Below are 24,913 nucleotides of genomic sequence, written 5' to 3' on the forward strand. Positions count from 1 at the left end.
GGACTACCGATGATCCGCGATCCCCAGACCCTGAACGCATTGCTTGATACGGTGAACCGCTTTGTGCGTGAACGGCTCGTGCCCGCCGAAGCCCTCGTCGCTGAAACCGATGAGATTCCAGCCGACATCGTCAATGACATGAAGCAGATGGGCTTGTTCGGCCTGACGGTGCCCGAAGAGTTCGGCGGCCTGGCCCTGACCATGGAAGAAGAGGTCATGGTGATGCTCGCCATGGGTCAGACTTCGCCTTGCTTTCGGTCCCTGTTTGGCACCACCGTGGGGATTGGGTCGCAGGGCATTGTGTTCGATGGCACACCCGAGCAGAAAGCGAAGTACCTGCCCAAACTCGCCACCGGCGAGCTGATTGCCTCGTTTGCGCTGACCGAGCCCGATGCCGGGTCGGATGCCGCATCGCTGCGCACCATGGCGATTCGTGACGGCGATCACTATGTGGTGAACGGCACCAAGCGCTACATCACTAACTCGCCGCAGGCCGGTATCTTTACGTTGATGGCGCGCACCAACCCGCAGGACAAGGGTGCGGGCGGTGTCTCGGCCTTCATCGTGGAAGCCAACACACCCGGCATCACGATTGGCAAGGTTGACAAGAAGATGGGCCAGCGCGGTGCGCACACGGCGGATGTGATTTTCGAGAACTGTCGCGTGCCAGTCAGCCAGCTCATGGGTGGCAAAGAAGGGCAGGGCTTCAAGACAGCGATGAAAGTCCTGGAAAAGGGTCGCATCCATATCGCCGCCATTTGCGTCGGCGTGGCTGAGCGCATGCTGCGCGATGCGCTGAATTACGCCATTGACCGGAAACAGTTTGGCCAGCCGATCGCCGAATTCCAGCTGGTGCAGGCGATGCTGGCTGACAGCCAGGCCGAGCTTTATGCCGCCCGCTGCATGGTGATCGATGCGGCGCGCAAGCGTGACGAGGGCTTGAACGTGGCCACGGAGGCATCGTGCTGCAAATTGTTTGCCTCCGAGATGTGCGGCCGCGTGGCCGACCGTGCGGTGCAGATCTTTGGCGGTGCCGGTTACCTGAGCGAATACGGCATCGAGCGCTTCTACCGGGACGTGCGTCTGTTTCGCCTGTACGAGGGCACCAGCCAGATCCAGCAGATCGTCATTGCGCGCAACATGGTCCGCGAGGCCACGCGCTGAGTTCAGTATTCCCTTCCCTCCATACCGTTCAGTCCCTAAGGAAAACCACGATGAAAAACCTGATTTCCCGTCGCACCGTGCTGGCTGCAACTGCAGCCTTCTGCGCCATACCCGCTATGGCGCAAACAGCATTTCCCAGTCAGACTATCAAGATCATCGTGCCCTATCCGGCGGGTGGCGCTACGGACATTCTGGCGCGCATGGTGGCCCAGAAGCTGCAAGACGCCTGGAGCAACCCCGTTGTGGTGGAAAACAAGCCGGGCGCCGGCGGTACCATTGGCAACAACACGGTGGCCAAGGCCGCGCCGGATGGTCACACTATTCTCATGGCGATCACGGCGATTGTTCAGCAGCCCACGCTGATGACCTTGCCCTACGATCCGATCAAGGATTTTGCGCCCGTGACCCAGATCGCCAAGAGCCCCAGCATGTTCGCCGTGCCGCTGAATTCGCAAGCCAAAAGCCTCAAGGAGTTTGTGACCCTGGTGAAAGCCAGCCCCGGACAATTCAATTTCGGGACCTACGGTGCAGGCACCTCTTCGCACATCCAGGGTTCTCTGCTGAATCTGCAGGCGGGGCTGGATATGGTGCATGTGCCGTTCCAGGGCGCCGCGCCGCTGGTGACCAATATGGTGGGCGGCCAGCTGACTTCTGCCTTCATCGATAGCGCTTCAGCGCGCGCGCACATCAAGTCGTTCCGCCCTCTGGCCGTAACCGGCACGCAGCGCATGCCCTCCTTGCCGGATGTGCCCACGTTCAAGGAACTGGGTTATCACTCTTACGAGCCGATCGGCTGGTTCGGCATGTTCCTGCCCGCGTCCACTTCGGCGGCCGTTGTGAACAAGTTTTCCGATGAAGTCAACCGCATTTTGCGCTTGCCCGACGTGGTGGCGCGCATCGAAGGCCTGGGTTTGTGGGTAGGTGGCGGCAAGCCTGAGGAGTTCGCGCAGACGGTCAAGTCCGATGCAGGTGTCTACGCCAAGATCATCAAGGATGCCAACATCAAGATCGGTCAATGAGTGCTGCCCCTCCAGACGCAAGCATGAATACAAAGACGGAAACGCCCCCTGTGGATACCTCCAATTTGTTTGCGCAGGTGGCTTTCAACCGCATGCTGGATCTGCAGCGCGAGTTTGCCGAAGGCGGCGTGGCGCGTCTGGTGTTGCAGACCCGCCCCGAACTCACGAACAACCATCTGGCTGTGCATGGTGGCGTGGTCATGACCATGCTCGATGGCGCCATGTCAAGTGCGGCGCTGTCCAAGTCCGGCTTCACGCGTGCGGTCGTCACGGTCGATATGTCTGCCAGTTTCATCAAGCCGGCCCGCGGCCGTCTGGTGGCCCATGGCCTGGCCGTGGGCGGGGGCAAATCGATCTGCTTTTGCGAAGCACGCGTCGAAGACGAGGCGGGCGACCTGGTGGCTCGTGCCCTCGGCACATTCAAGTATGTGGATCCTTGAGCGCCTTTTTTACAACAACAGGAGACAACAAGATGAAAAAATTGACACGTGCACCTTTCCAGACAAGCCGACGCAGTGCATTGGGCCTGCTCACGGCGTTGCTGGCCACGGCACCACTTGCAAGCCTGGCGCAGGCGCCAGCCGGGCAAGTTGTGAAGCTGGTCGTCGGCTATGCGGCGGGTGGTCCGGTGGATGCCGCCGCGCGGCTGTTCGCCCCGGCCCTGGCGCGGGAGTTGGGCCAGCCGGTGGTGGTGGATAACCGTCCCGGTGCCGGCGGCGCCATGGGTGGCGACTCGGTGGCCAAGGCGCCTCCCAATGGCTTGCTGTTCTTCTTTGCTGCCAGCCCCACCATCACGATCAGTCCGAACATTCTCAAATCCATGCCGTTTGACCCGGCCAAGGACCTGACCGCGGTTGCCCCTATTTTGAGCTACTACAACGTGCTGGTGACCAACAAGTCCCAGCCGTTCAAAACGGTGCCGGAACTGGTGGCGTACGCCAGGAAGAACCCCGAAAAACTCTCCTATGGCTCCGCCGGCATGGGGGCTTCCAACCACCTGAGTGGCGAATTGTTTGCCCTGCGCACGGGGACCCAGCTGGTGCACGTGCCCTACAAGGGCAATGCGCCTGCCATGACCGATGTCATTGGCGGACAGATCAACATGATGTTCGACATCATCGGAAGCGCGCGCAACTACATCTCCTCCGGTCGGGTGCATGCGGTGGCGGTGACTTCCCTTGAACGCAATGCCTCGCTGCCCGACGTGCCGACCATGCGTGAGGCGGGTATTGCCGACTACGAAGTGGGCGGCTGGTATGGGCTGTACGGTCCGGCCCGGTTGCCGGCGGATATGGTGGCCCGGTTCAATGAAGCCACCCGCAAGGCGCTGGCCAACGAGGAGCTGAAGAGCAAGTTGATCGAGCAAGGTTATGACCTCTGGACCGGTACGCCGCAGATGCTGGCCGACCGCGCTGCACGTGAACTCAAACTGTGGGCCACAGTCACCAAAGGTATTCAGGTTCAATGAGGAGCGCCATCACCCACACCTTGATTCACGAGCTGTTCGATGCCCGGGTGGCCAGTGCGCCTGGCCAGGCTTTCCTGTACACGCCAGAGGCGACGCTGACGCTGGCTGACCTGGACGCGATGGTCACGCAACTGGCGCAGGAACTGCGTGCGGACGGCGTACAGCCGGGGGATCGGGTGTTGACCGTGGCCGAGAACTGCCCCGAGCATGTGGCGCTGATACTGGCCTGCAGCCGTGTAGGTGCCTGGTCCTGTGGTGTGAATGCCCGTATGTCGCGCGGCGAAATCAGCGGCTTCAACGCCAAGGCCGACCCGCGCGTGGTGTACTTCACCAGTGGCGTGTCGGACGCGGCGCGCCAGCACGCCCACGACGCAGGGGCCAGGTCTTCGGTGTTGCCGGGTCTGCAGCGCAGTGCGGCGCGTCCCCAGGCGGTGGCCGAGCAGGGCGAGCTGGCGGCGCGGGTGGCGGCCATCATCTTCACGTCGGGCACGACCGGCGCACCCAAGGGCGTGCTGGTGAGTCACGCGGGTATCCTGCAGTTCGCCCGCGTGTCGGCCCAGTCTCGCGAATTGGGGCCGCAAGACCGCTCCTACGCCTACCTGCCCATGACCCACATCTTCGGCCTGGGTACGGTCCTCATGGCGTCTTTGTACGCCGGTGCGGGCCTGGTGATGCGCAGCAAGTTTGACCCTGCCGACCTGTTTGATGCACTGGCGCACCACAGCCTGTCCAACCTGCAGGGGCCACCGGCCATGTTCAGCCGGTTGCTGGGCTGGCTGGACCAGCAGGGCATCGCGCAGCCGTTGGCGCCGGCCTTGCGTTACGTGTACACGGGTGCGGCAGCGCTGGACATGCGCCTCAAGCAGGCCATTGAACAGCGCTTTGGCCACCCCTTGCATCACGGCTATGGTCTGTCGGAATATGCGGGCGCGCTGTGCGTGGGGCGCCTGGGCGAGCGGCGCGACGATACCTCGGCGGGCTACCTGGTGGAGGGCGGCGAACTGCGCATCGTGAACTCGCAGGGCCAGGACTTGCCAAGCGGTGAGAAAGGTGAAATCTGGATGCGTGGCGTGGGTCTGATGCCCGGTTACTTTCGCGATGCACCGGCCACTGCGCAGGTCATGCGACCGGGTGGCTGGTATGCCAGTGGCGACCTGGGCTGCCAGGCGGCGGATGGCGCCTTGTTTGTGGTGGGTCGGCTCAAGGAAATGATCATTCGCTCCGGCTTCAACGTGTATCCCGGAGAAGTGGAAGTGGTGCTTGCCGCGTTCCCCGGTGTCCAGCGTGCAGCGGTGGTGGGGCGTAGCGAATCAGACGGCAACGAAGAAATTGTGGCCTTCGTCGAAACCGCAGATCAGATGCCCCTGGACATGCATGGCCTGCAAGCCCATATCGCCGAAAACCTGGCGCCCTACAAGCGCCCTGCCCGGGTGATTTGCGTGGAGTCTTTTCCGATGACGCTCAGCGGCAAGGTGCTCAAGCGACAGTTGCTGAGCGACCTGGTTCAGACCACGCCTTGCGCAGTTCTCCCTTGAGTACCTTGCCCGCTGCCGAAAGCGGCAGCGCAGTGCGAAATTCAATGCTCTTGGGGCATTTGTAGCCGCCCAGTTGCGTGCGGCAGTGGGCGATGAGGGCAGCCTCGGTCACGCTCACGCCAGGGCGCAACACCACCACGGCATGCACTGTTTCGCCCCATTTTTCACTCGGGATGCCGATCACTGCGCTGGCGGTGACGCCGGGGTGGCGTCCCAGCACTTCTTCCACTTCGGCAGGATAGACGTTCTCCCCGCCACTGATGACCATGTCCTTGATGCGGTCAACCACATACACATAGCCGGCATCGTCCATGGTGCCGCCGTCACCGGTGTGCAACCAGCCGTCACGCAGTGCTTGTTGAGTGTCAGCAGGGCGGTTCCAGTAGCCCATCATCACGACCGGTCCACGTACCAGGATTTCGCCGGGTTCCCCGCGCGGCAATTCCTTGCCCTGGCCATCGGCGATCCGGATTTCGGTTGAGAAGCCGGCACGCCCTGCAGACCGAATGCGGTGGTGGTTTCGCTCTTCGATGCTGCTGCCGATGTGGTGCACCGATACCGACGCCGCCGTCTCGGTCATCCCGTAGGCATGGATGAACTCGACACCCGCAAAGGCCTCCAACGCCCGTTCGAGCAGCGGCACTGTAATGGGCGCGGCTCCCCACAAAATGCGGCGCAGGCTGCTCAGATCAGTCTGATTGAAGGTGGGTGCGTCCAGCAGCATCTGCAGCATGCTGGGCACCAGCACCACGTCGGTAATGCGTTCGCTGGCCAGGGTGCGCAGCACCGCTTGCGCATTGAATGCGGGGAAGGTCACACACGTTCCGCCCACGATCGTCTGGCCCAGCATGCGTCCCAGGCCCGCGACGTGAAACATGGGTGCGGTCAGCAGCGTGATGAACTCTCCGGGGTTCGGCACCTCGGCCATGCGACCCACCAGCGCGGCCCAAAGGTTGGCGTGCGACAGCATCACGCCTTTCGGAAATCCGGTCGTGCCACCGGTGTACAGGATGGCGGCAAGTTCGCCGTTATCACAGCGCACATCTTCAACAGGCGCGGCCTGGGCGATCAAGGTTTCGTAGTCCAGTCCAGGCGCTGCGGGCGCGTCGCTCATCGCCACCGTGACTTGCAGCGAAGGCACCTGGTCTGAAATACCCGCCGTCAGCCCCGCCAGCGCATCATCGACAAAGAGCACACGCGCGCCGCAGTCGTTCAATGCGTAGTCGATCTCCGTGGCCGTCCACCGTGTATTGACCGGGTTGAGCACTGCTCCGGCCCACCACACCGCCAGCGCGGTCTCGATATAGCGGTCGCCATTGAGCGCCAGAATGGCAACTCGGTCGCCGCGTTTTACGCCCAGCCGAACCAGGGCCCCAGCCAGCCGCGCCACGCGCGATGCAAGTTGGGCAAAGGATTGACGGCGGGGGCCGTCAACCGTTGCGGTCTTGTCGGGATGTCTCTGCAGTGATCGGTGCAAACCGGCGGTCAAATACATGATGTCTCCTCGTGGCCTGCTGGCCTATTGATTTATTCCCGTGTGGGTTGACCGGCGATTTGATGCCGCGTTGAAGTTCGTGGCAATTGCCGATTGGATCAATTTGATTGGCTGAATTCATCAGGCGGTGAAGCGGATTCACAAGTGAACTTTCCTGCCAAGCCGATTGACAGATCCTGCAATTGTGCGAGCCCTTGGGTCTTTCTACAGTCCAACAGCCAACATCAAAAATAGGAGACATACATGGCAGCGAACTCAATCTCTCACGTCCCTGACCGGCGCGCTATCCGCGCCTTCCTGGTGGCCGCGGTCGCGCTGGCGGTCGGGCTTGCATGGTCCGCCGCGGCGAATGCCTTTCCAGTCAAGCCGATCACACTCATCGTTCCGTTTCCACCTGGGGGGGCTGCAGACGCGTTGGTGCGTACCTTGGGCAATGCCGCGTCCGCGGATCTGGGGCAGCCGGTCATCATCATGCACAAGCCTGGCGGCGGCGCCGTGACCGGCACGGCGAGCCTGACCCAGAACACGGCGGCCGACGGTCACACCTTGGCACTGATGCACAACTCGGTGATCCGCCATCCGCTGCTGCAGAAAGTCAGCTGGGACCCGCTGGTCGATTTCACTTACGTGATCGGCCTGGTGAATTTGTCCACTTTGGTGGTCGTGCGGGCCGAGGCCCCCTGGAAATCGATTCAGGAATTGCTGGCCGACGCCAAGGCCAGACCCGGCATCATCAGCTATGGCAATGTGGGTGCAGCCAGCGCCAATCGCATCGCGGGTGAGCAGTTGGCGCGTGCCGCAGGCGGCGAGTTCAATATGGTGCCTTTCAAGGGCGGCGCAGAGGCCATGACATCGCTGATGGGCGGGCATCTGGATGTGTATGGTGATCCGGGTGTCGGTCCGGTCGCGCTGTCGGGCAAGATACGTGTGCTGGCAACCTTCACCGATCAACGGCTCAAGCGTTTTCCCAATGTGCCAACCCTCAAGGAGACGGGCTATCCGCTCGCGGTGTACTCGCCACTTGGCCTGGTTGGACCCAAAGGCATGGATCCGGCCGTGGTTGCCCGGCTGCAAAATGCGTTTCGAAAAGCCACATCGGACCCCGCTTACCAAAAAGTTCTGGAAGACTATGACCTGCAGCCCTACCTGATGTCCTCCGACGAGTACCGCAAGTACGCAGGGGAGCAATTTGCACGCGATAAGGCGCTTTTGCCCCAGTTGGGTTTCAAGCCGGATTAGGCGGCAAAGACGGATTGGGGATGTCGGCTTTTAAGTTCTGTTTTTTTTGAAGACCTGCTTTTGAAAACACAGATTGCGTGCCCAGCGTTAAAGCATGATCATTGACACTAATGAACACTGTTCCCGATACCCGCACCCTTGATGCCGCCACCCTGGCCCACCTGCGCAGCTGGGTGGGCAAGACGGAGACCCTGAGCGACGATATCGCTGCCGCCCCGGTGCGTGCACTGTCCGCCACGCTGGACCGCGACGATGCGGCACCCGTTGCCGGCACCGTGCTGCCGCCCCTGTGGCACTGGCTCTATTTTTTGCCGCAGAACCGCCAAAGTGAAATTGGTCCAGACGGTCATGCCCGGCGCGGCGGGTTTCTGCCGCCCGTGCCTCTGCCGCGGCGCATGTGGGCGGGTGGCCGCTTGCAGTGGCTGCCAGAGAATCCGCTGCGGGTGGGGGACGCGATCAAGCGCATTTCCCGCATCGAATCGGTCACGCACAAGGCGGGTCGCACAGGTGATCTTTTGTTCGTGCTGGTGAAGCACGAAGTGCACAATGACAAGGGCCTGTGTCTGCTGGAAGAACACGACATCGTCTACCGTGCTGCCGCTCACTCCGGCGATCCGGTGCCGCCCCCCGTGCCGGCCGAGACGGGTGCCGCTTGGCAGCGCGAGGTTTTGCCGGACGAAGTACTGCTGTTTCGCTACTCGGCACTGACCTTCAACGGCCATCGCATTCATTACGATCGCCACTACGTGACCGATGTCGAGGGCTACCCGGGCCTGGTCGTGCATGGGCCGTTGATCGCCACGCTGCTGCTGGATTTGGTGCGGTGCCATGCGCCTGGTGCTTTCATCAAGCGTTTCAATTTCAAGGCCGTTCGTCCCACATTTGATTCGCGTCCGATGCGCCTCAACGGACAGCCTGAATCCGCAACGTCCGCCGACGCCACGGCTGGCAAGACGGTCCGCCTCTGGGCGCAAGACCATGAAGGCTGGCTGACCATGCAGGGCAGCGCCGAGTTGGCCTGACGCCGCGCTTACTTTAATGACACCCGATCACCTACCCCATGCAAAAAACCGCAGATAAATACCAGGACATCCGTGACGCTGTGCGCGCCCTCTGTGCCGAGTTCCCGGACGAATACCATCGCAAAGTGGATGAGCAGCGCGCCTATCCCGAGAAATTCGTCGATGCGCTGACCAAGGCCGGCTGGATGGCCGCGCTGGTACCGACTGAATACGGCGGCTCGGGCCTGGGTCTGACCGAAGCCTCGGTCATCATGGAGGAGATCAATCGCAGTGGCGGAAACTCTGGCGCCTGCCACGGCCAGATGTACAACATGGGCACCTTGTTGCGCCATGGCTCCAAGGCGCAAAAGGAACTGTACCTTCCCAAAATTGCCACAGGCGAATGGCGCCTGCAGTCCATGGGGGTAACCGAGCCCACCACCGGGACCGACACCACCAAGATCAAGACCACGGCGGTGAAAAAGGGCGACCGCTACGTGATCAATGGCCAGAAAGTCTGGATCTCCCGTGTGCAGCACTCGGACTGGATGATTTTGCTGGCGCGCACCACGCCGTTGGCCGATGTGAAGAAGAAGTCCGAGGGCATGTCGATCTTCATGGTGGACCTGCGCCAGGCTGAAAAATCCGGCATGACGGTGCGGCCCATTCCCAACATGGTCAACCATGAAACCAATGAGCTGTTCTTCGAGAACCTGGAAATCCCTCAAGAAAACCTGATTGGCCAGGAAGGGCAGGGCTTCAAGTACATCCTTGACGGCCTGAACGCAGAGCGCACGCTGATTGCCGCCGAGTGCATTGGCGATGGCTACTGGTTCATCGACCGCGTCACCAAGTATGTGAAAGACCGCGTGGTGTTCGGCCGCCCGATTGGCCAGAACCAGGGTGTGCAGTTTCCGATTGCCGATGCCTATATCGAGGTTGAAGCCGCCAATTTGATGCGCTTCAAGGCCTGCGAGCTGTTTGATGCCCACCAGCCATGTGGCGCCGAGGCCAATATGGCCAAGTACCTCGCTGCGAAGGCGAGCTGGGAAGCGGCCAACGTGTGCATCCAGTACCACGGCGGGTTTGGCTTTGCCTGTGAATACGATGTGGAGCGCAAGTTCCGCGAAACACGTCTGTACCAGGTGGCACCGATCTCGACCAACCTGATCTACTCCTACGTGGCCGAACATGTGCTCGGCCTGCCACGGTCTTTCTAGGCGAAATCTCATGATCCGACCGCTTGATGGCATCACCGTTGTTTCGCTGGAGCACGCCATTGCCGCGCCGTTTTGTACCCGCCAACTGGCCGATCTGGGCGCCCGTGTCATCAAGGTGGAGCGTCCTGGCAGCGGCGACTTTGCCCGTGCCTACGATACCCGCGTCAAGGGCTTGGCCTCGCACTTTGTCTGGACCAATCGCTCCAAGGAAAGCCTGACGCTGGACCTGAAGCAGCCGCCAGCGCTGGCGGCCCTGAGGCAGTTGCTGGCCAAGGCCGATGTGCTGGTGCAGAACCTGGCGCCCGGCGCGGCAGCGCGCATGGGCCTGGGTTTTCAAGCACTGAGCCAGGCGCATCCAGGCCTGATCGTGTGCGACATCTCTGGTTATGGGGAAGACGGCCCTTACCGCGACAAGAAAGCCTATGACCTGCTGATCCAAAGCGAGGCCGGCTTCCTGTCGGTTACCGGCACGCCCGAGGTGCCATCCAAAGCCGGCAACTCGGTGGCCGATATCGCGGCGGGCATGTACGCCTACACCAGCATTCTCTCGGCCCTGCTGCTGCGTGGCAAAACCGGCAAGGGCTCGCACATCGACGTGTCCATGCTGGAATCGCTGGCCGAGTGGATGAACTACCCGATGTATTACGCCTTTGATGGCGCACCACCGCCGCCGCGCACCGGCGCCTCGCATGCCAGCATTTACCCTTATGGCCCGTTTGCCGCCGGTGACGGCGGCTCGGTCATGCTGGGGCTGCAGAACGAGCGCGAGTGGAAGGGCTTTTGCGATGTGGTGTTGCAGGATGCTGCACTGGCCACCGACCCGCGTTTTGACAGCAACGCCCGACGCAACGAAAACCGCGCCGAGCTGCAGGCCCTGATCCTGCGCACCTTCGGCCAGCTCAGCACCGAACAGGTGGTGGCCCGGCTTGACGATGCGCAGATCGCCAATGCACGCATGAACGACATGGCCGACCTCTGGGCGCATCCGCAACTCAAGGCGCGCCAGCGCTGGCAGACCGTGGGTTCACCGGCCGGAGATATTCCCGCGCTGTTGCCACCGGGGCGCAGCAACGCTTTTGAATACCGCATGGACCCCGTGCCCGCCGTAGGGCAGCACACCGAGGCCATCCTGCGCGAGCTGGGGCAGGACGATGATGCCATCGCAGCCCTGCGCGCCAGCGGTGCGGTTTAGCTGAATACTCCTGAAAACATAGCAAACAACGTCCATTTGACGAGGGCAATATGCCAAATTTATCCAAAGGATGCAGTCAATGAGCTCACCCACTGCCCATCTGGCCGCATTTGCCGCCGAACTGTGCTTTGACGCCATTCCGCAGCCGGTGGTTCGCAAGGCAGAAGACCTGCTGGTGGACTGGTTTGGGTCCGCGGTTGCGGGACACAGTTCACGCCCGGTGGAAAGCATCACCCGCTTTGCGCTGGCCATGGGACCGCAGGACGGTCCCAGCGAAGTCATCATCAACCGCGCACGCACCAGTCCGTATGTGGCGGCCATGGCCAATGCCGCTGCCTCGCATGTGGCCGAACAGGACGATGTGCACAACGGCTCGGTGTTCCACCCGGCCACAGTTGTTTTTCCTGCGGCCGTGGCCGTGGCGCAGGCATTGGGTCGCAGCGGGCGCGAGCTGCTGGCAGCGTCGGTGGCGGGCTATGAGGTGGGTATTCGCGTCGGCGAGTTTCTGGGCCGCTCGCACTACAAGGTGTTTCACACCACCGGCACTGCTGGCACGCTGGCGGCCGCCGCAGCGGTGGGCAATCTGTTGCGCCTGGATGCCGCACAGATGCAGCACGCCCTGGGTTCGGCCGGCACGCAGTCGGCGGGCCTGTGGGAGTTTTTACGCACGGCCGCCGACAGCAAGCAGTTGCACACCGCCCATGCGGCGGCGGCTGGCCTGATGTCGGCCTACCTGGCCCAGGATGGGTTCACCGGTGCCGCACAGATTCTGGAGGGCCCTCAGGGCATGGCTGCCGGCATGTCCAGCGATGCCAACCCCGTCAGGCTGACCGATGGCCTGGGTACCCGCTGGGCCACGGCCGAGACCTCGTTCAAGTACCACGCCTCGTGCCGCCACACCCACCCGGCTGCCGATGCGCTGTTGCAGGTGATGCAGCTGCACAAACTCAAACCCGAGAACCTGGCGCGGGTCGTCACGCATGTGCACCAGGGCGCCATTGACGTGCTGGGCCCGGTGGTGCGGCCCGTCACGGTGCACCAGAGCAAGTTTTCGATGGGCACGGTGCTGGCGCTGGTGGCGCGTTTTGGCCACGCCGGGCTGGCCGAGTTTGAGCAGCATTTTCTGGACGATGCCACGGTGGTCGTGCGCGACTGCGTGAGCATGGAGCTCGACCCCGAGGTGGACGCTGCCTACCCGCAGCGCTGGATCGGCAAGGTCACGGTCTACACCACCGATGGCCGTGCGCTGCAGGGCCGGGTGGACGAGCCCAAAGGCGACCCCGGCAACACGCTCAGCCGCGAGGAGATCACGGCCAAGGCCTTGCGCCTGGCAGCTTTCAGCACAGGCGCCACGTCTGGCGAGATGCAGATCGCCGTCGACGCACTGTGGCAAATTGCCGATGTGGCTCGCGTGGGCATGCTGTTGCCGAAACATGGCTGATGCAGGCCGCGTTCCACCCGGCGGCGTGATGCCATCGCCGCTGGCGGGTGCCTGTTCGTTCTTATTTGTGCCGGCCAGTCGGCCCGAGCGCTATGCCCGGGCACTGGCATCGGGCGCCCATGGCGTCATCGTTGATCTGGAAGACGCACTAACGCCCGGGGAGAAGGTCACTGCACGCCAGCAACTGGTGCAGGCCTTTGCAACACTGGATGCCGTGCAGCGTGGCCGCACGCTGGTGCGCATCAATGCCGAAGGTTCGACCTGGCACGCGGAGGATGTGGCCGCGGTCGCCGATTTGGCGTGGCAGGGTCTGGGCGGCTTGATGTTGCCCAAGGCCGAGTCGGCCGAGGTACTGGCGCGGCTCGCCGCAGCAGTGGGCCCGGCCTGCCCCCTGGTTCCGCTGATCGAATCGGTGGCGGGGCTAGACGCGGTGGATGCGCTGGCCGGCAGTTCGCAGGTGTTGCGTCTGGCCTTTGGGCATCTGGATTTTCAGGTTGATGCGGGTCTGGCCTGCGATGCGCAGGAGGCCGAACTGGTGCCGGTGCGCCTGGCGCTGGTGCTGGCCTCGCGCCGCGCCGGGCTGGCCGCCCCCATCGACGGCGTGACCGTTGACACGCAGGATGCCGTGCGGCTGCAAAGCGATGCGGCGCGCGCGCGCCGTGGCGGCTTCGGTGCCAAGCTGTGCATTCATCCCACCCAGGTGGCAGCGGTGAACGCGACCTTCATGCCCACGCCGTCCGAACTGGACTGGGCGCGCCGCGTGCTGGCCGGCTTTGCCGCAGCCGATGGCGGTGTGTTCACCCTGGATGGGCGCATGGTGGATTTGCCGGTGATGCTGCTTGCGCGACGCACTGTGGCTCAGGCTGGTGCTCAGTAAATATCCCGGCGCTGGTTCCGATGCCCAAGCCATTGGGCAAAGTCATAATGCCACCCATGTCCATGCACTTTGATCTTGTTGACCTGCGCCTGATGGTGCAGGTCGCTGAAGCGAACAGCCTGACCAAAGGGGCTGAGGCATCGCACATCTCGCTGCCCGCGGCCAGCACCCGCATCAAGAACCTGGAGGAGAGCATCGGCACCAAGCTGTTCTATCGCACCAGCCAGGGCGTCACACTCACGCCGCCGGGGCAGGCCTTCGTGCAGCATGCCCGCACGGTTCTGGGACAGATTCAGCACCTGCGTGCCGATCTGCAGGAGTATGCGCGCGGCATCAAGGGCCATTTGCGTGTGTTTGCCAACACCACGGCCCTGGGTGAATACTTGCCGCCGGTGCTGCGCCGCTATCTGCTCAGTCATCCGGACGTCAATATCGATTTGCGTGAACGCCTCTCGCACGACATCATCCGGGCGGTGAGCGAGGGCCAGACCGATATTGGCATTGTGGCCGGGCTGGTGCGAACCGAGAATCTGGAGATCATTCCTTACCGGCGCGATCGACTTGTGCTGGTTGTGCCCCGCTCCCATGACTTGGCACAAGCCTCGTCGGTTGATTTCGCCGATACGCTGGACTATGACCATGTGGGGCTGCAGGAATCAAGCGCCATCCACGCCTTTTTGCGCCAGGTCTGTGACCAGCTGCATCGGCCTTTGAAGTCGCGCATCCAGGTGGGCAACTTTGAGGCTGCCTGCCGGATGATCGAGGCCACGGTGGGCGTCGCGATCCTGCCCGAATCAGCGGCCCGTCGCCATGCCCAAACCATGGCCATCGCCATCGTGCCGCTGTCGGATGCGTGGGCGATCCGGGAGATGCAGATTTGCGTGCGCAGTCTGGAGGCCCTGCCAGCGTTCGCCCGCGAACTCGTGGATCTGCTGGTGGAAGACGCCCGCACCGACCCCAGGATTCTTGCCGCCTGACGCTTGAACTGCGCTGGCCATCCGGGCAAACCCGGGGGTTTGGCTTAGCAGAAATCCACCTTAAGCAATCACGCATTCCGCCGGGGACAGACCGTCCCTACACTTTGCTCAATTCAACTTGCGCAAGGTCATCCGCGACCCCGTTCCCCGCGATACAGCGCCGCCCGGAACGCACCCTATGCATGAAGGCGCTAGCTAACCACAATGAAAGAAAGTGAGACACACCATGATCCAAAGAAACCTATGGCTGGCATCCCTCTGCGCCCTTGGCGGCGTCTTGTCGATATCGCCTGCCAATGCCCAGAAGGTCTCGGATGACAAGGTGCGCATTGGTGTCTTGTCCGACCTGTCCGGGCTGTATGCAGATACCGCTGGCAAGGGTTCGGTCGAGGCCGCGCGGATGGCGATTGAGGATTTCGGTGGCAAGGTTTTGGGCAAGCCCATTGAACTGGTAGCAGGCGATCACCAGAACAAGGCCGATGTAGGCGCTTCGCAGGTGAGGATCTGGTACGACCGCGACGGTGTGGATGCAGTGTTTGATGTCAACAACTCGTCCGTGGCGGTGGCTGTCGGCAACCTCGCGCGCGAGCGAAATAAAATGCTCATTCTCACTGGCACCGCCTCGGTGGCGATGACCAACGAAAACTGCGGTCCCACCAGCGTTCACTATGTCTACGATACCTATGCGCTGGCCAGTGGTGCTGCGCAAGGCATGTCGGGGCGGGGCGCCAAGTCCTGGTACGTGATTGGTACCGACTATGCATTTGGCAAGGCGATGGCGGCCAACATCACGGAGTTCGCCACAGCCAGCGGCGGCAAGGTTGTGGGCAGCGCATTTCACCCGCTCAATGCCAGCGATTTTTCTTCTTTTGTGCTGCAGGCCCAGGCCTCCAAGGCCGACGCTATCGCCCTGGCCAACGCGACCAGCGACACAGTCAATACCATCAAGACGGCGCGCCAGTTCGGGGTCATGAAGAGCCAGGCCATCGTTCCCTTGCTAATGTTCATCAACGACGTACACGCCCTGGGACTGCAGGAGGCACAGGACATGACCTTTGCCAGTGGCTTCTATTGGGATCGCACGCCAGAGACACGGGCGTGGTCGCGGCGCTACTTCGAGCGCATGAAAAAGATGCCCTCAATGATTCAGGCAGGTACCTACTCGGCAGTGACGAGCTACCTCAAGGCCATCCAGGCCGCGGGTACCGACGATGGTGCGACGGTGTCCGCCAAGATGAAGGAATTGCCCATCAACGACTTTTTCGCCAAAGGCGGCAGGATTCGTGCAGATGGCCGGATGGTGCACGACATGTACCTGGTGCAGGTGAAGAAGCCGGCGGAGTCGCAGTATCCCTGGGACTACTACAAGGTCATGGCCACGATTCCGGGTGACAAGGCATTCCAGCCCTTGTCCAAGAGCAAGTGTGCGCTGGTTACCGGCAAATCCTGACAGGAGCCCAGCAATGAAAGTTCGTGCTGCCGTCCTCACCCGTACCGGCGCGCCTGCGCCATATGCCGAAAGCCGGCCACTGGAGATCACAGAGGTTGAACTGGCGCCGCCAGGCCCCGGCGAAGTGCTGGTGCGCGTGGTCGCTGCCGGCTTGTGCCACTCCGATTTGTCGATCATCAACGGCGACCGTCCCCGGCGGATGCCGATCGTGTTGGGGCATGAGGCCGCTGGCATCGTCGAAGCACTGGGGGAGGGGGTCACCGACCTTGAGCCCGGGGATCATGTCATCCTGGTCTTTGTGCCGAGCTGTGGGCACTGTGCCCCGTGCGCCGAAGGACGGCCGGTGCTTTGCGACCCTGCTGCCGCAGCCAATGCGGCTGGTACGCTTTTGGGTGGCGGCAGGCGGTTGTCCTACCAGGGCGAGTCAATCGACCATTTCGTCGGTGTCTCGGCTTTTGCCGAGTACGCAGTCCTGTCGCGTCGAGGAGTTCAGAAGATTGATCGCGAGTTGCCGCTGGAGATCGCCGCCCTGTTTGGATGTGCGGTAATGACTGGTGTTGGTGCGGTTGTGAACACCGCTCAGGTGCGACCCGGTCAGAGCGTTGCCGTGATTGGTCTGGGCGGGGTCGGTTTGTCGGCACTGATGGGTGCGCTGGCCGCTGGCGCGTCCCGCGTGGTGGCGGTTGACTTGGCAGACGACAAACTGGCGCTGGCCAGGGATCTCGGTGCCACCGATGTCGTTAAGGCAGGCAGCGACCAGGCAATTGAACAATTGCGCGAGTTGACCGGCGGCGGTGTGGACCACGCATTGGAAATGGTGGGTTCGGCCAAGGCGCTGGAGTTTGCCTACAAAGTGACGCGCCGCGGTGGAACCACGGTCACCGTGGGTTTGCCTGCATCCAGCCAGAACCTGATGCTGCCAGTTTGGCATCTGGTGGCCGAAGAACGCACGCTCAAGGGCAGCTATCTGGGCAGCTGTGTACCCAGGCGCGATATCGGACGCTTTGTTTCCCTGTATCGCAATGGGCGACTGCCTGTAGACAAGCTGCTGACGGGGCGACTCAAACTCGAAGACATCAACGAAGGCTTCGATCGCCTGCATCGCGGTGAAGCGATTCGCCAAATCATTCTGATGAATCCATAAGGCTGGAGTTTTTCATGTCCATATCCTACGAACAACCCCGGCTCTACATCGACGGCCAATGGCTGCTGGGTGACGGACGCCGCGTCGAGCCGGTGATTGATCCGGCTACCGGGCATACGCTGGCCGAGCTGCCACACGCCAGCCAGGCTGATCTTGATCACGCATTGGCTGCAGCAGCACGCGCGTTTCCAACCTGGCGTGCAACCGCGCCGCTGGAGCGTGGCAGCTTGTTGCGCCATGCAGCCAATTTGCTGCGTGAACGTGCCGATGCCATCGCCATACAGACCACTCTTGAGCAGGGTAAGCCGGTTCGCGAGGCCAAGCTGGAGCTTCTGGCCAGTGCCGATACCTTCGACTGGTATGCCGAGGAAGGCCGCCGCACCTATGGACGCATTGTTCCCGGACGCCATATCGGGCATCGGATTTCGGTTCTGCATGAGCCGGTTGGGGTGGTTGCTGCGTTTGCACCATGGAATTTTCCGGCAGTCACACCTGCGCGCAAGATCGCGGGCGCGTTGGCTTCAGGCTGCACCTTGATCCTGAAACCGTCGGAAGAAACGCCCAATACCGCGCTTGCGCTGGCACGTGCATTGCACGATGCCGGGCTGCCAGCGGGCGTGCTCAACATCGTGTTTGGTGTTCCGTCCGAAGTATCCGAGTACCTGATCGCGTCACCCGTGGTTGCCAAGATATCGCTGACAGGCTCCACGGCCGTGGGTAAGCTGGTGGCGCAGCAGGCCGCACGCGGCCTCAAGCGCACCACGCTGGAGCTGGGAGGGCATGCTCCGGTCATTGTCTGGGCGGATGCTGATGTGGAGCGTGCTGCCGACCTTCTGGTCGCCGGCAAGTACCGCAATGCGGGCCAGATCTGCATTGCCCCGACCCGCTTTTATGTGCATGAATCCAGATACGCGGCCTTTGTGCAGGCCTTTGTGCAACGCGTGAATAGACTGCAGGTGGGCAATGGGCTTGAGGAACGCCATAACATGGGTCCACTGGCCAACCCGCGCCGCGTTGCGGCGATGGATCGGCTGCTTGGCGATGCGGCCCGCCACGGCGCCAGGCTGCAAAGCGGTGGTGAGCGCATTGACGGCCCCGGTTTTTTCTGGCAACCCACGGTTCTCAGCGACATTTCCGAGAGCGCACTGCTTATGAACGAGGAACCCTTCGGACCCCTGGCGCTGATCAATCCGGTGGCCACACTGGATGAGGCCATCACCCGCGCCAACCGACTTCCCTACGGCCTGGCCGCCTACGCTTTCACGCAGGACAGCGGCATACGCATGGCGCTTTCTCGGGGCATGGAGACGGGCATGCTGGGCATCAATACACTGAACGTGTCAATGCCCGAGGCGCCGTTTGGCGGCGTCAAGGAAAGCGGTTTGGGTTCAGAATGCGGCATGGAAGGCTTGCAGGCTTACTGCAATACCAAGCTGGTGAGCGAAGAATGACTAAAAGTGAGGGCCCAGTGGTCCCGTCAATTCTGAAACCAGGAAGTTTGACGAGCACTGGTCTTTTTGATTGAGTACATGCTCCAACGCACAAACGGCAAAGTGAAGGTGCAGTACGCTCTGTGTTGAAAAGGCTTCCAACCCGAAAGGTATCGCCATGGACACAACGCGCACTGAAAGAGACAGCATGGGCTCCATTGAAGTGCCGGCGAATGTGCTTTGGGGTGCGCAAACACAGCGATCTCTGATCCACTTTGCAATCTCCACCGAGCGCATGCCAGTGGCGCTGGTTCTGGCACTGGCGCGCACCAAGCGCGCAGCCGCTCAGGTGAACCAGGCCTTGGGTTTGCTCGACACAGCTGTTGCGCAGGCGATCACGCAGGCTGCTCAGGAAGTGCTGGCCGGCATGCACGTCAATGAATTTCCCTTGTCGATATGGCAAACGGGCTCTGGCACGCAAACCAACATGAATATGAACGAGGTACTGGCCAATCGGGCTTCTGAAATATTGGGGGGAGTGCGCGGTGCCGATCGCCTGGTACATCCCAACGATCATGTGAATCTGGGGCAGTCCTCCAATGACATTTTTCCGACCGCCATGCATCTGGCGGCGTTGAGCGGGCTTACCCAGGAATTGCTTCCGGCTTTGGGTGCGCTGCAATCCACCCTCATCGGCAAGGCGCAAGCGTTTGCTGACATTGTCAAAATGGGGCGTACCCACTTGCAGGACGCCACTCCCGTGACGCTGGGGCAGGAGATATCGGGCTGGGTGGCGCAATTGGCCCACGCCCAGGATGCGATCCAGCGCAGCCTGGGCCCATTGATGGGACTTGCCGTGGGCGGCACCGCCGTCGGAACAGGGTTGAACACTCACCCCGAATTCGGAACCCGGGTAGCGGCCTGCCTGGCCCGTGAAACTGGGCTGGCACTGCGCTGCGCAGACAATCGCTTTGCCGCATTGGCCGCCCATGATGAATTGGTAAGTGCCCATGGGGCATTGAAAACACTGGCTGTCGCCCTGATGAAAATTGCCAACGATGTACGTTGGCTCGCCAGCGGGCCGCGTGGGGGATTGGGCGAATTGCGTCTGCCCGAGAACGAACCGGGCAGCTCCATCATGCCGGGCAAGGTGAACCCTACCCAGTGTGAAGCGCTGACCATGGTGTGCTGCCAGGTGATGGGGAATGACGTGGCCCTGGGGCTGGGCGGTGCCTTGGGCAATTTTGAGCTCAATGTTTTCAAGCCCATGATCGTTCACAATTTCCTGCAAAGCGTGCGCATGTTGTCAGGCGCCATGGCGAGCTTTGAGCATCACTGTACGCGTGGTCTGGAGCCCGATCGCAAACACATCGCGCAAGTGCTGGCGAATTCCTTGATGCTGGTCACAGCTTTGAGCCCCCACATTGGCTATGACCGTGCTGCAGAGATTGCAAAATATGCCCACACGCACGGTACTTCATTGCGCGAAGCGGCGCTGGCATTGAAAGCGCTCAGCGAAGCACAGTTTGACACCTGGGTTCAGGCCCGAAATATGGTCTAGCGCGCAGGCCTCGCTGCGTCTTTGGCTCAAGGTACCGCAGGACCCTGAAGCGCCTCGTTCAACTGATCCACTGTGTTGGACCAATCAGAATCCTGAAGCAGGGACTCCCTGAGAAATGAGGCCTGCGACGCAGACCAGAAAGGCGCATCCGCCAACTTCACGTTGGCAGCCATTGGGGCGTGCAGTGCAAGAAAGTTGGCAATGCTGTTCGCGTCGTTGGGCAATCCGAGTTGTGCGAACAGCTCGGAAAAATGGTGGTTTGATTTTTCCATAATGGATTCAGGGGTCATTGAGTGGCACGTTTCACAAATGGGAGATGATGGACTGCCACCTGACATGGGACTGTACGCTATCGCACGCTCACAGGGATTATTGCTAGAAGCCGAAGCGCAAGCCCAGGCCCGCGGCCCTGACGCGCTCCCGACCGGTTTCCACAAATGGCAGGTAGTGTTCGTCATACTGGAGAACTACAGAAAACTGCGGTGTGAACGCATATTCGGCCCCCACGCCATACGACCAGCCAAAGCCATTGTCGTTACCCGCAGTGATGCCTGACCCGGCGGCTGACGTGACTTCGGTGCGACCATAGGTCGTCCCCAGTTTCCCAAGCAGATTGAATGAGCTGCCAAGCGGCAGTTTTCCGATCAGGCTCAGGCTCAAGCCGTCCGCCTTGGTGTTGCCCCCGCCGCGGCCGATCTTGCCGAAATCGGTGTACCCAAATTCAAAGCCGAAGTTGTGGTTGATGTAGGTGCCGGCATAGATGCTGAAGGCGTCCGTGCGGTTGTCGGAAGCGAAAAGACCGGTGCCGTTACCGAGCTTGAAGTCGGATTGCCCCGCATTCAGGCCAATGTAGCTGCTGCCTTGACCATAGCTTGCGTCGCTGCTGCTGACGCCTTGCGTGCTGCTCTGTGCTTGCGCGCCGGCCAAAGTGGCAAGAGAGGCTGCTGCTACCAGCAGCAGCCGGGAATACAGGCGGTGTGATTTTTTCACGGTAGTTCCTTTCGTCGGTTATGAAGTCCTGAAAAGCCATCGTGCGCATCGGCGCGTGTCTGATTTGCAAATTAATTCACAGAACGTCGCTGGCGAATTGTGAAAACGCAAAGACAGGCAAGAAGGGAAAAATTGGTTCTTTCCCCTGAAAGCGGTAAAGTCAGTGGCATTGCAGTTTGAGACTTTCCCCTCGCACTTTTTGCCCATGCCGATTCAAGTACTTTTGATTGAAAGCGATAGCGAACGTGCACATGCCGTGCAAAGTGCCCTGCTTGCAGCCCGAACGTCGTGGCAGGTGGAGGTCGCGGCGTCAATGTCGCAGGCGCTTGAGCGGCAAAGTGCCGGCGCAGTGTTTGACGTAGCGCTGGTCAACTATCAGTTGACCGACGGACTGGCTGCCGAGGCGGTGGCACTGGCGCGCGCCATGCCAGCCGTGTTGAGTGTACGTATGGAGGATGAGTGGGCGGCGGCGCGTGCGCTGCGTCAGGGTTACAGCGATTACATGGTACTGGACGGCCATGGCGGCGAACTGCAGACCCTTCCCGACTTGTTGGATGCCGTGCTGGCACGCTGGCGGCAGCAGCGCCAATTGGAGGAAGCCGCCTTGCGCTACGAACTGGTGCTGGCAGGCTCGGATCTGGTGGCATGGGAACGCTATCTGCCTGACGGTCAGGTACTTGCGAGCGAGCGGCTTTTCGACATGCTGGGCTACGGTGCTGCGCAGTGGCAGCAATACAGTTCTACGGGCGCGGCGCTGGACGTCAGTTTGTACCGTCGGCTGGTTCACCGGGATGACTGGGCTGCCTTGCAGGACGCCACGCAAGCGCATTTGCGCGGAGAAACCCCGTCCTACCGTTGTGAATACCGGATGCGTCATCAGGCCGGGCACTGGATCTGGGTGCTGAGCCGCGGCCGGGTGATGCAGCGCGATGCCCAGGGTGTGCCGGTGCGCATGTTGGGAACCGTGGCCGACATCACTGCGCGCAGAGCCGATCAGGAGGCAGCAACGCGCCAAAACCGCCTGCTCCAAGCCGTGAGTGTTACCCAGGGTCTGGTGATTGCAAGTGGTGATGCAAGTTCTGTCTTCGAGCAATTGCTCAACCAGTTGCTGGATTTGTCAGAAAGCCGCTTTGGGTTTGTCGGCGAAGTCTTCTTCACACCCGAACGCCAGCCTTACCTCAAGACCTTTGCCATGTCCGACATCTCGTGGGACGATGCCTCGCGCCGTGCCTATGCGCAAAGCAGATCGGATGGCATGACGTTTTCTAATCCGAACTCTCTTTTCGGCTCCGCGTTGCTGACGGCCCAACCGGTGATCGCCAATGACCCCTCCAATGATCCCCGTCGTTGCGGCACCCCGTCCGGACACCCCGCGCTGGATGCCTTCATGGGAATTCCCATCCACTATGGGAATGAAATGGTCGCCATGGTGGGTCTGGCCAACAAGGTGGGTGGGTACAGTCAGGCGGATGTTGACTTTCTGGAGCCCTTTTGCCTGTCTATCGGACAGTTGGTTCAGGCCCGTCGAAACGATGCCGAGCGTCAGCGGGCACAGGACGAATTGAAGAAGGCTGCGGCGTTGCTGGCGGAGAAAACCCAGTCGCTCAAGACCACGCTGGACAGCATGAGCCAGGGTATCGTGATGGTGAATCCCTCAGGCCGGATTTCGGTTTACAACCGGTGTGCCTTGGAATTGCTGGATCTTCCTGAAAGCTTGATGGCTGCAAAGCCCACTTACGCGGAAGTTGTTCAGTTTCAGAAAGAGCAAGGGCATTTTGGGGATGACTATGCGTCGGTCGAACCGCTTGGTCGTGACTATGTGGCGCGGGGGGAAGCCTTTGATGCACCCCGGCGGTATTTGCGTAAAACACGATCTGGTCGCACGATTGAAATCGTGACCCATATGCTGCAATCCGGAGACATGGTGCGGACTTATTCGGATATCACCGAGCAGCTTGAAGCGGACGAGAAGCTGCGCGAAAGTGAGGCCCGCTTTCGGGGTCTGACAGCCTTGTCCTCGGATGGATTCTGGGAGCAGGATCAGGACTATCGATTTGTCCGGCTGGAAGGCAACTTGAGGCAGTCCGGCAATCGCCTGGGAACGGGGCGTATCGGCGATACCCGTTGGGAGATACCGACCTTCAATATGTCGGAGGAGCAGTGGCAGGCACACCGTGCCGTGCTGGATGCCCGCGGGGTCTTTCGTGACCTGGAACTGGAGCGACGCAGTTCCAATGGGGATGTATTTTGGGTGTCGGTCAGTGGCGAACCGATATTTGACGCCAATGGGGAGTTTCGGGGTTATCGCGGCGTGGGGCGCGACATCACGGCGCGCAAGCGGGTTGAAGCACAAATCGAAAAGCTAGCCTTCTTTGATTCACTGACGGAATTGCCCAACCGGCGCATGTTGCTGGACCGATTGGCACAGGCCCTGGGTGCCAGCGCGCGCCGGCTCAGCCATGGTGGTCTGCTGTTCATTGACCTTGACAACTTCAAGATGCTCAATGACACCATGGGACATGACATGGGCGACCAGTTGCTCCAGCAAGTCGCCCAGCGGCTGAACCAATGCGTCCGCCAGATCGATACCGTGGCTCGTTTGGGCGGCGACGAATTCGTGGTGATGCTTGAAGAGCTGAGCGAAGATCGGGCCGAGGCCGCCACGCAGGCCGAGGCCGTGGGCAAGAAGATACTGCATGCACTCAACCAGCCGTTTGTTTTGGCCAATCAGCAGCATTACAGCTCCCCGAGTATTGGTATCACGCTGTTTTCCGATCAATTGGAAACGGTGGACGAGTTGCTCAAACGAGCGGATCTGGCGATGTACCAGGCCAAGGCTGCGGGTCGAAACACCATGCGGTTTTTCGACCCGGCAATGCAAGCGATTGTCAGTGCGCGGGCTGCGCTCGAAGCTGACTTGCGTCAGGGTTTAACCCAGGGAGAGCTGCTTCTGTATTACCAGCCCGTCGTCAACCTTGAAGGACATACGACAGGCGTCGAGGCCTTGGTGCGTTGGTTGCACCCGGCCCACGGCATGGTGGCGCCGGCCGACTTTATTGCATTGGCCGAGCAGTCGGGGCTGATCTTGTCCCTGGGGCAGTGGGTGCTGGAGACGGCCTGCGACCAGCTGGTGGCCTGGAGCAGCAGTCCCGCAACGCAGCATTTGTCCATGGCGATCAATGTCAGTGCCCGCGAGTTTCATCATCCCGAATTTGCCGCCCGGGTGCTTGATTTGCTGGCCAAGACCGGTGCCAACCCTTACCGGCTCAAAATTGAACTGACTGAAAGCCTTTTGTTGAGCGATGCGGAAGATACTGTTGCCAAAATGACGGAACTGCGCTCGATCGGGGTGAATTTTTCACTCGATGATTTTGGGACCGGTTACTCGTCCCTGTCTTACCTCAAGCGCTTGCCGCTGGATCAGCTCAAAATTGACCAGTCCTTTGTGCGCGATGTGCTGACTGATCCCAATGACGCTGCGATTGTCCGTACGATTTTGTCCCTGGCGCAGAGTCTGGATCTGTCGGTGGTGGCCGAAGGTGTTGAAACTCAAGGGCAGCGGGAGTTTCTGGAGCGCTATGGCTGCAAGGCGTTTCAGGGCTACCTGTTCGGCAGGCCCGTGCCGGCAAGGGAATTGCGCCTGACTTGAGGCCTGCCGGCTTGCGGCACAATGGGGTGGCTGAGTGGCATTTTGCGAGTATCTATTCTGA

General features: G+C 61.2%; 20 protein-coding genes. 17 read left to right on the top strand and 3 right to left on the bottom strand.

Annotated elements, in window-relative coordinates:
• The first annotated feature begins 9 nt into the window (after positions 1-9).
• From IV109_RS10685 to IV109_RS10705, 5 genes are read left to right on the top strand one after another with little or no spacing between them, the layout of a single operon-like run.
• Positions 10-1,164 carry an acyl-CoA dehydrogenase family protein gene (locus IV109_RS10685; RefSeq protein WP_296695941.1) on the top strand — a complete coding sequence of 385 codons (1,155 nt, stop codon included), beginning with the start codon at positions 10-12 and terminating at the stop codon, positions 1,162-1,164.
• Positions 1,165-1,214: 50 nt separating this feature from the next.
• Positions 1,215-2,183, top strand: coding sequence for a tripartite tricarboxylate transporter substrate binding protein (locus tag IV109_RS10690; protein WP_296695943.1), 969 nt, complete (start codon positions 1,215-1,217; stop codon positions 2,181-2,183).
• Positions 2,184-2,206: 23 nt separating this feature from the next.
• A complete protein-coding gene (locus tag IV109_RS10695) occupies positions 2,207-2,623 on the top strand; it encodes a PaaI family thioesterase (protein ID WP_296695946.1) in 417 nt (138 codons plus the stop codon).
• A 32-nt stretch (positions 2,624-2,655) separates the two neighbouring features.
• A complete protein-coding gene (locus IV109_RS10700; protein ID WP_296695948.1) occupies positions 2,656-3,651 on the top strand; it encodes a tripartite tricarboxylate transporter substrate binding protein in 996 nt (331 codons plus the stop codon).
• Positions 3,648-5,186, top strand: coding sequence for a class I adenylate-forming enzyme family protein (locus IV109_RS10705; RefSeq protein WP_296695949.1), 1,539 nt, complete (start codon positions 3,648-3,650; stop codon positions 5,184-5,186). Before IV109_RS10700 ends, IV109_RS10705 begins: the two co-directional genes overlap by 4 nt.
• On the opposite strand, the gene IV109_RS10710 is transcribed toward IV109_RS10705, so the two are convergent.
• Positions 5,128-6,681: a class I adenylate-forming enzyme family protein gene (locus IV109_RS10710; protein ID WP_296695951.1), complete on the bottom strand. Its 1,554-nt coding sequence runs from the start codon at positions 6,679-6,681 to the stop codon at positions 5,128-5,130. The two genes, IV109_RS10705 and IV109_RS10710, sit on opposite strands and share 59 nt — an antisense overlap.
• Before the next feature lie 243 nt (positions 6,682-6,924).
• Here IV109_RS10710 and IV109_RS10715 point away from each other — a divergent pair, with 243 nt between their 5' ends.
• From IV109_RS10715 to fumC, 11 genes are all read left to right on the top strand, one after another.
• Positions 6,925-7,920, top strand: a complete 996-nt coding sequence (locus IV109_RS10715; protein ID WP_296695952.1) for a tripartite tricarboxylate transporter substrate binding protein — start codon at positions 6,925-6,927, stop codon at positions 7,918-7,920.
• A gap of 110 nt (positions 7,921-8,030) precedes the next feature.
• Positions 8,031-8,942: a MaoC family dehydratase N-terminal domain-containing protein gene (locus IV109_RS10720; protein ID WP_296695955.1), complete on the top strand. Its 912-nt coding sequence runs from the start codon at positions 8,031-8,033 to the stop codon at positions 8,940-8,942.
• Between the two features lie 38 nt (positions 8,943-8,980).
• A complete protein-coding gene (locus IV109_RS10725) occupies positions 8,981-10,141 on the top strand; it encodes an acyl-CoA dehydrogenase family protein (protein ID WP_296695957.1) in 1,161 nt (386 codons plus the stop codon).
• Positions 10,142-10,151: 10 nt separating this feature from the next.
• Entirely contained in the window at positions 10,152-11,333 is a 1,182-nt protein-coding gene (locus IV109_RS10730; protein WP_296695960.1) for a CaiB/BaiF CoA-transferase family protein, read from the top strand.
• A 70-nt stretch (positions 11,334-11,403) separates the two neighbouring features.
• Positions 11,404-12,774, top strand: a complete 1,371-nt coding sequence (locus tag IV109_RS10735; protein WP_296695963.1) for an MmgE/PrpD family protein — start codon at positions 11,404-11,406, stop codon at positions 12,772-12,774.
• Complete coding sequence (locus IV109_RS10740; RefSeq protein ID WP_296695967.1) at positions 12,767-13,651, top strand: CoA ester lyase; 885 nt, start codon at positions 12,767-12,769, stop codon at positions 13,649-13,651. Before IV109_RS10735 ends, IV109_RS10740 begins: the two co-directional genes overlap by 8 nt.
• Before the next feature lie 56 nt (positions 13,652-13,707).
• A complete protein-coding gene (locus IV109_RS10745; protein ID WP_296695970.1) occupies positions 13,708-14,628 on the top strand; it encodes a LysR family transcriptional regulator in 921 nt (306 codons plus the stop codon).
• A gap of 226 nt (positions 14,629-14,854) precedes the next feature.
• A complete protein-coding gene (locus IV109_RS10750; protein ID WP_296695975.1) occupies positions 14,855-16,078 on the top strand; it encodes an ABC transporter substrate-binding protein in 1,224 nt (407 codons plus the stop codon).
• Positions 16,079-16,091: 13 nt separating this feature from the next.
• The gene (locus IV109_RS10755) at positions 16,092-17,222 is read left to right on the top strand and encodes a zinc-dependent alcohol dehydrogenase family protein (protein ID WP_296695977.1); all 1,131 of its coding nucleotides are present in this window, start codon (positions 16,092-16,094) and stop codon (positions 17,220-17,222) included.
• A 14-nt stretch (positions 17,223-17,236) separates the two neighbouring features.
• On the top strand, positions 17,237-18,673 hold the full coding sequence (locus IV109_RS10760) for an NAD-dependent succinate-semialdehyde dehydrogenase (protein WP_296695980.1): 1,437 nt from the start codon (positions 17,237-17,239) through the stop codon (positions 18,671-18,673).
• Positions 18,674-18,830: 157 nt separating this feature from the next.
• Positions 18,831-20,213 carry a class II fumarate hydratase gene (gene fumC, locus IV109_RS10765; RefSeq protein ID WP_296695982.1) on the top strand — a complete coding sequence of 461 codons (1,383 nt, stop codon included), beginning with the start codon at positions 18,831-18,833 and terminating at the stop codon, positions 20,211-20,213.
• Positions 20,214-20,239: 26 nt separating this feature from the next.
• On the opposite strand, the gene IV109_RS10770 is transcribed toward fumC, so the two are convergent.
• Complete coding sequence (locus IV109_RS10770; RefSeq protein ID WP_296695986.1) at positions 20,240-20,485, bottom strand: DUF2789 domain-containing protein; 246 nt, start codon at positions 20,483-20,485, stop codon at positions 20,240-20,242.
• Positions 20,486-20,588: 103 nt separating this feature from the next.
• Positions 20,589-21,203, bottom strand: a complete 615-nt coding sequence (locus IV109_RS10775) for an outer membrane beta-barrel protein (protein WP_296695990.1) — start codon at positions 21,201-21,203, stop codon at positions 20,589-20,591.
• A 163-nt stretch (positions 21,204-21,366) separates the two neighbouring features.
• Here IV109_RS10775 and IV109_RS10780 point away from each other — a divergent pair, with 163 nt between their 5' ends.
• On the top strand, positions 21,367-24,852 hold the full coding sequence (locus IV109_RS10780) for an EAL domain-containing protein (RefSeq protein ID WP_296695994.1): 3,486 nt from the start codon (positions 21,367-21,369) through the stop codon (positions 24,850-24,852).
• Positions 24,853-24,913: the final 61 nt, after the last annotated feature.

The sequence above is a fragment of the Rhodoferax sp. genome, from assembly GCF_018780565.1.
Taxonomy (GTDB): domain Bacteria; phylum Pseudomonadota; class Gammaproteobacteria; order Burkholderiales; family Burkholderiaceae_C; genus Rhodoferax.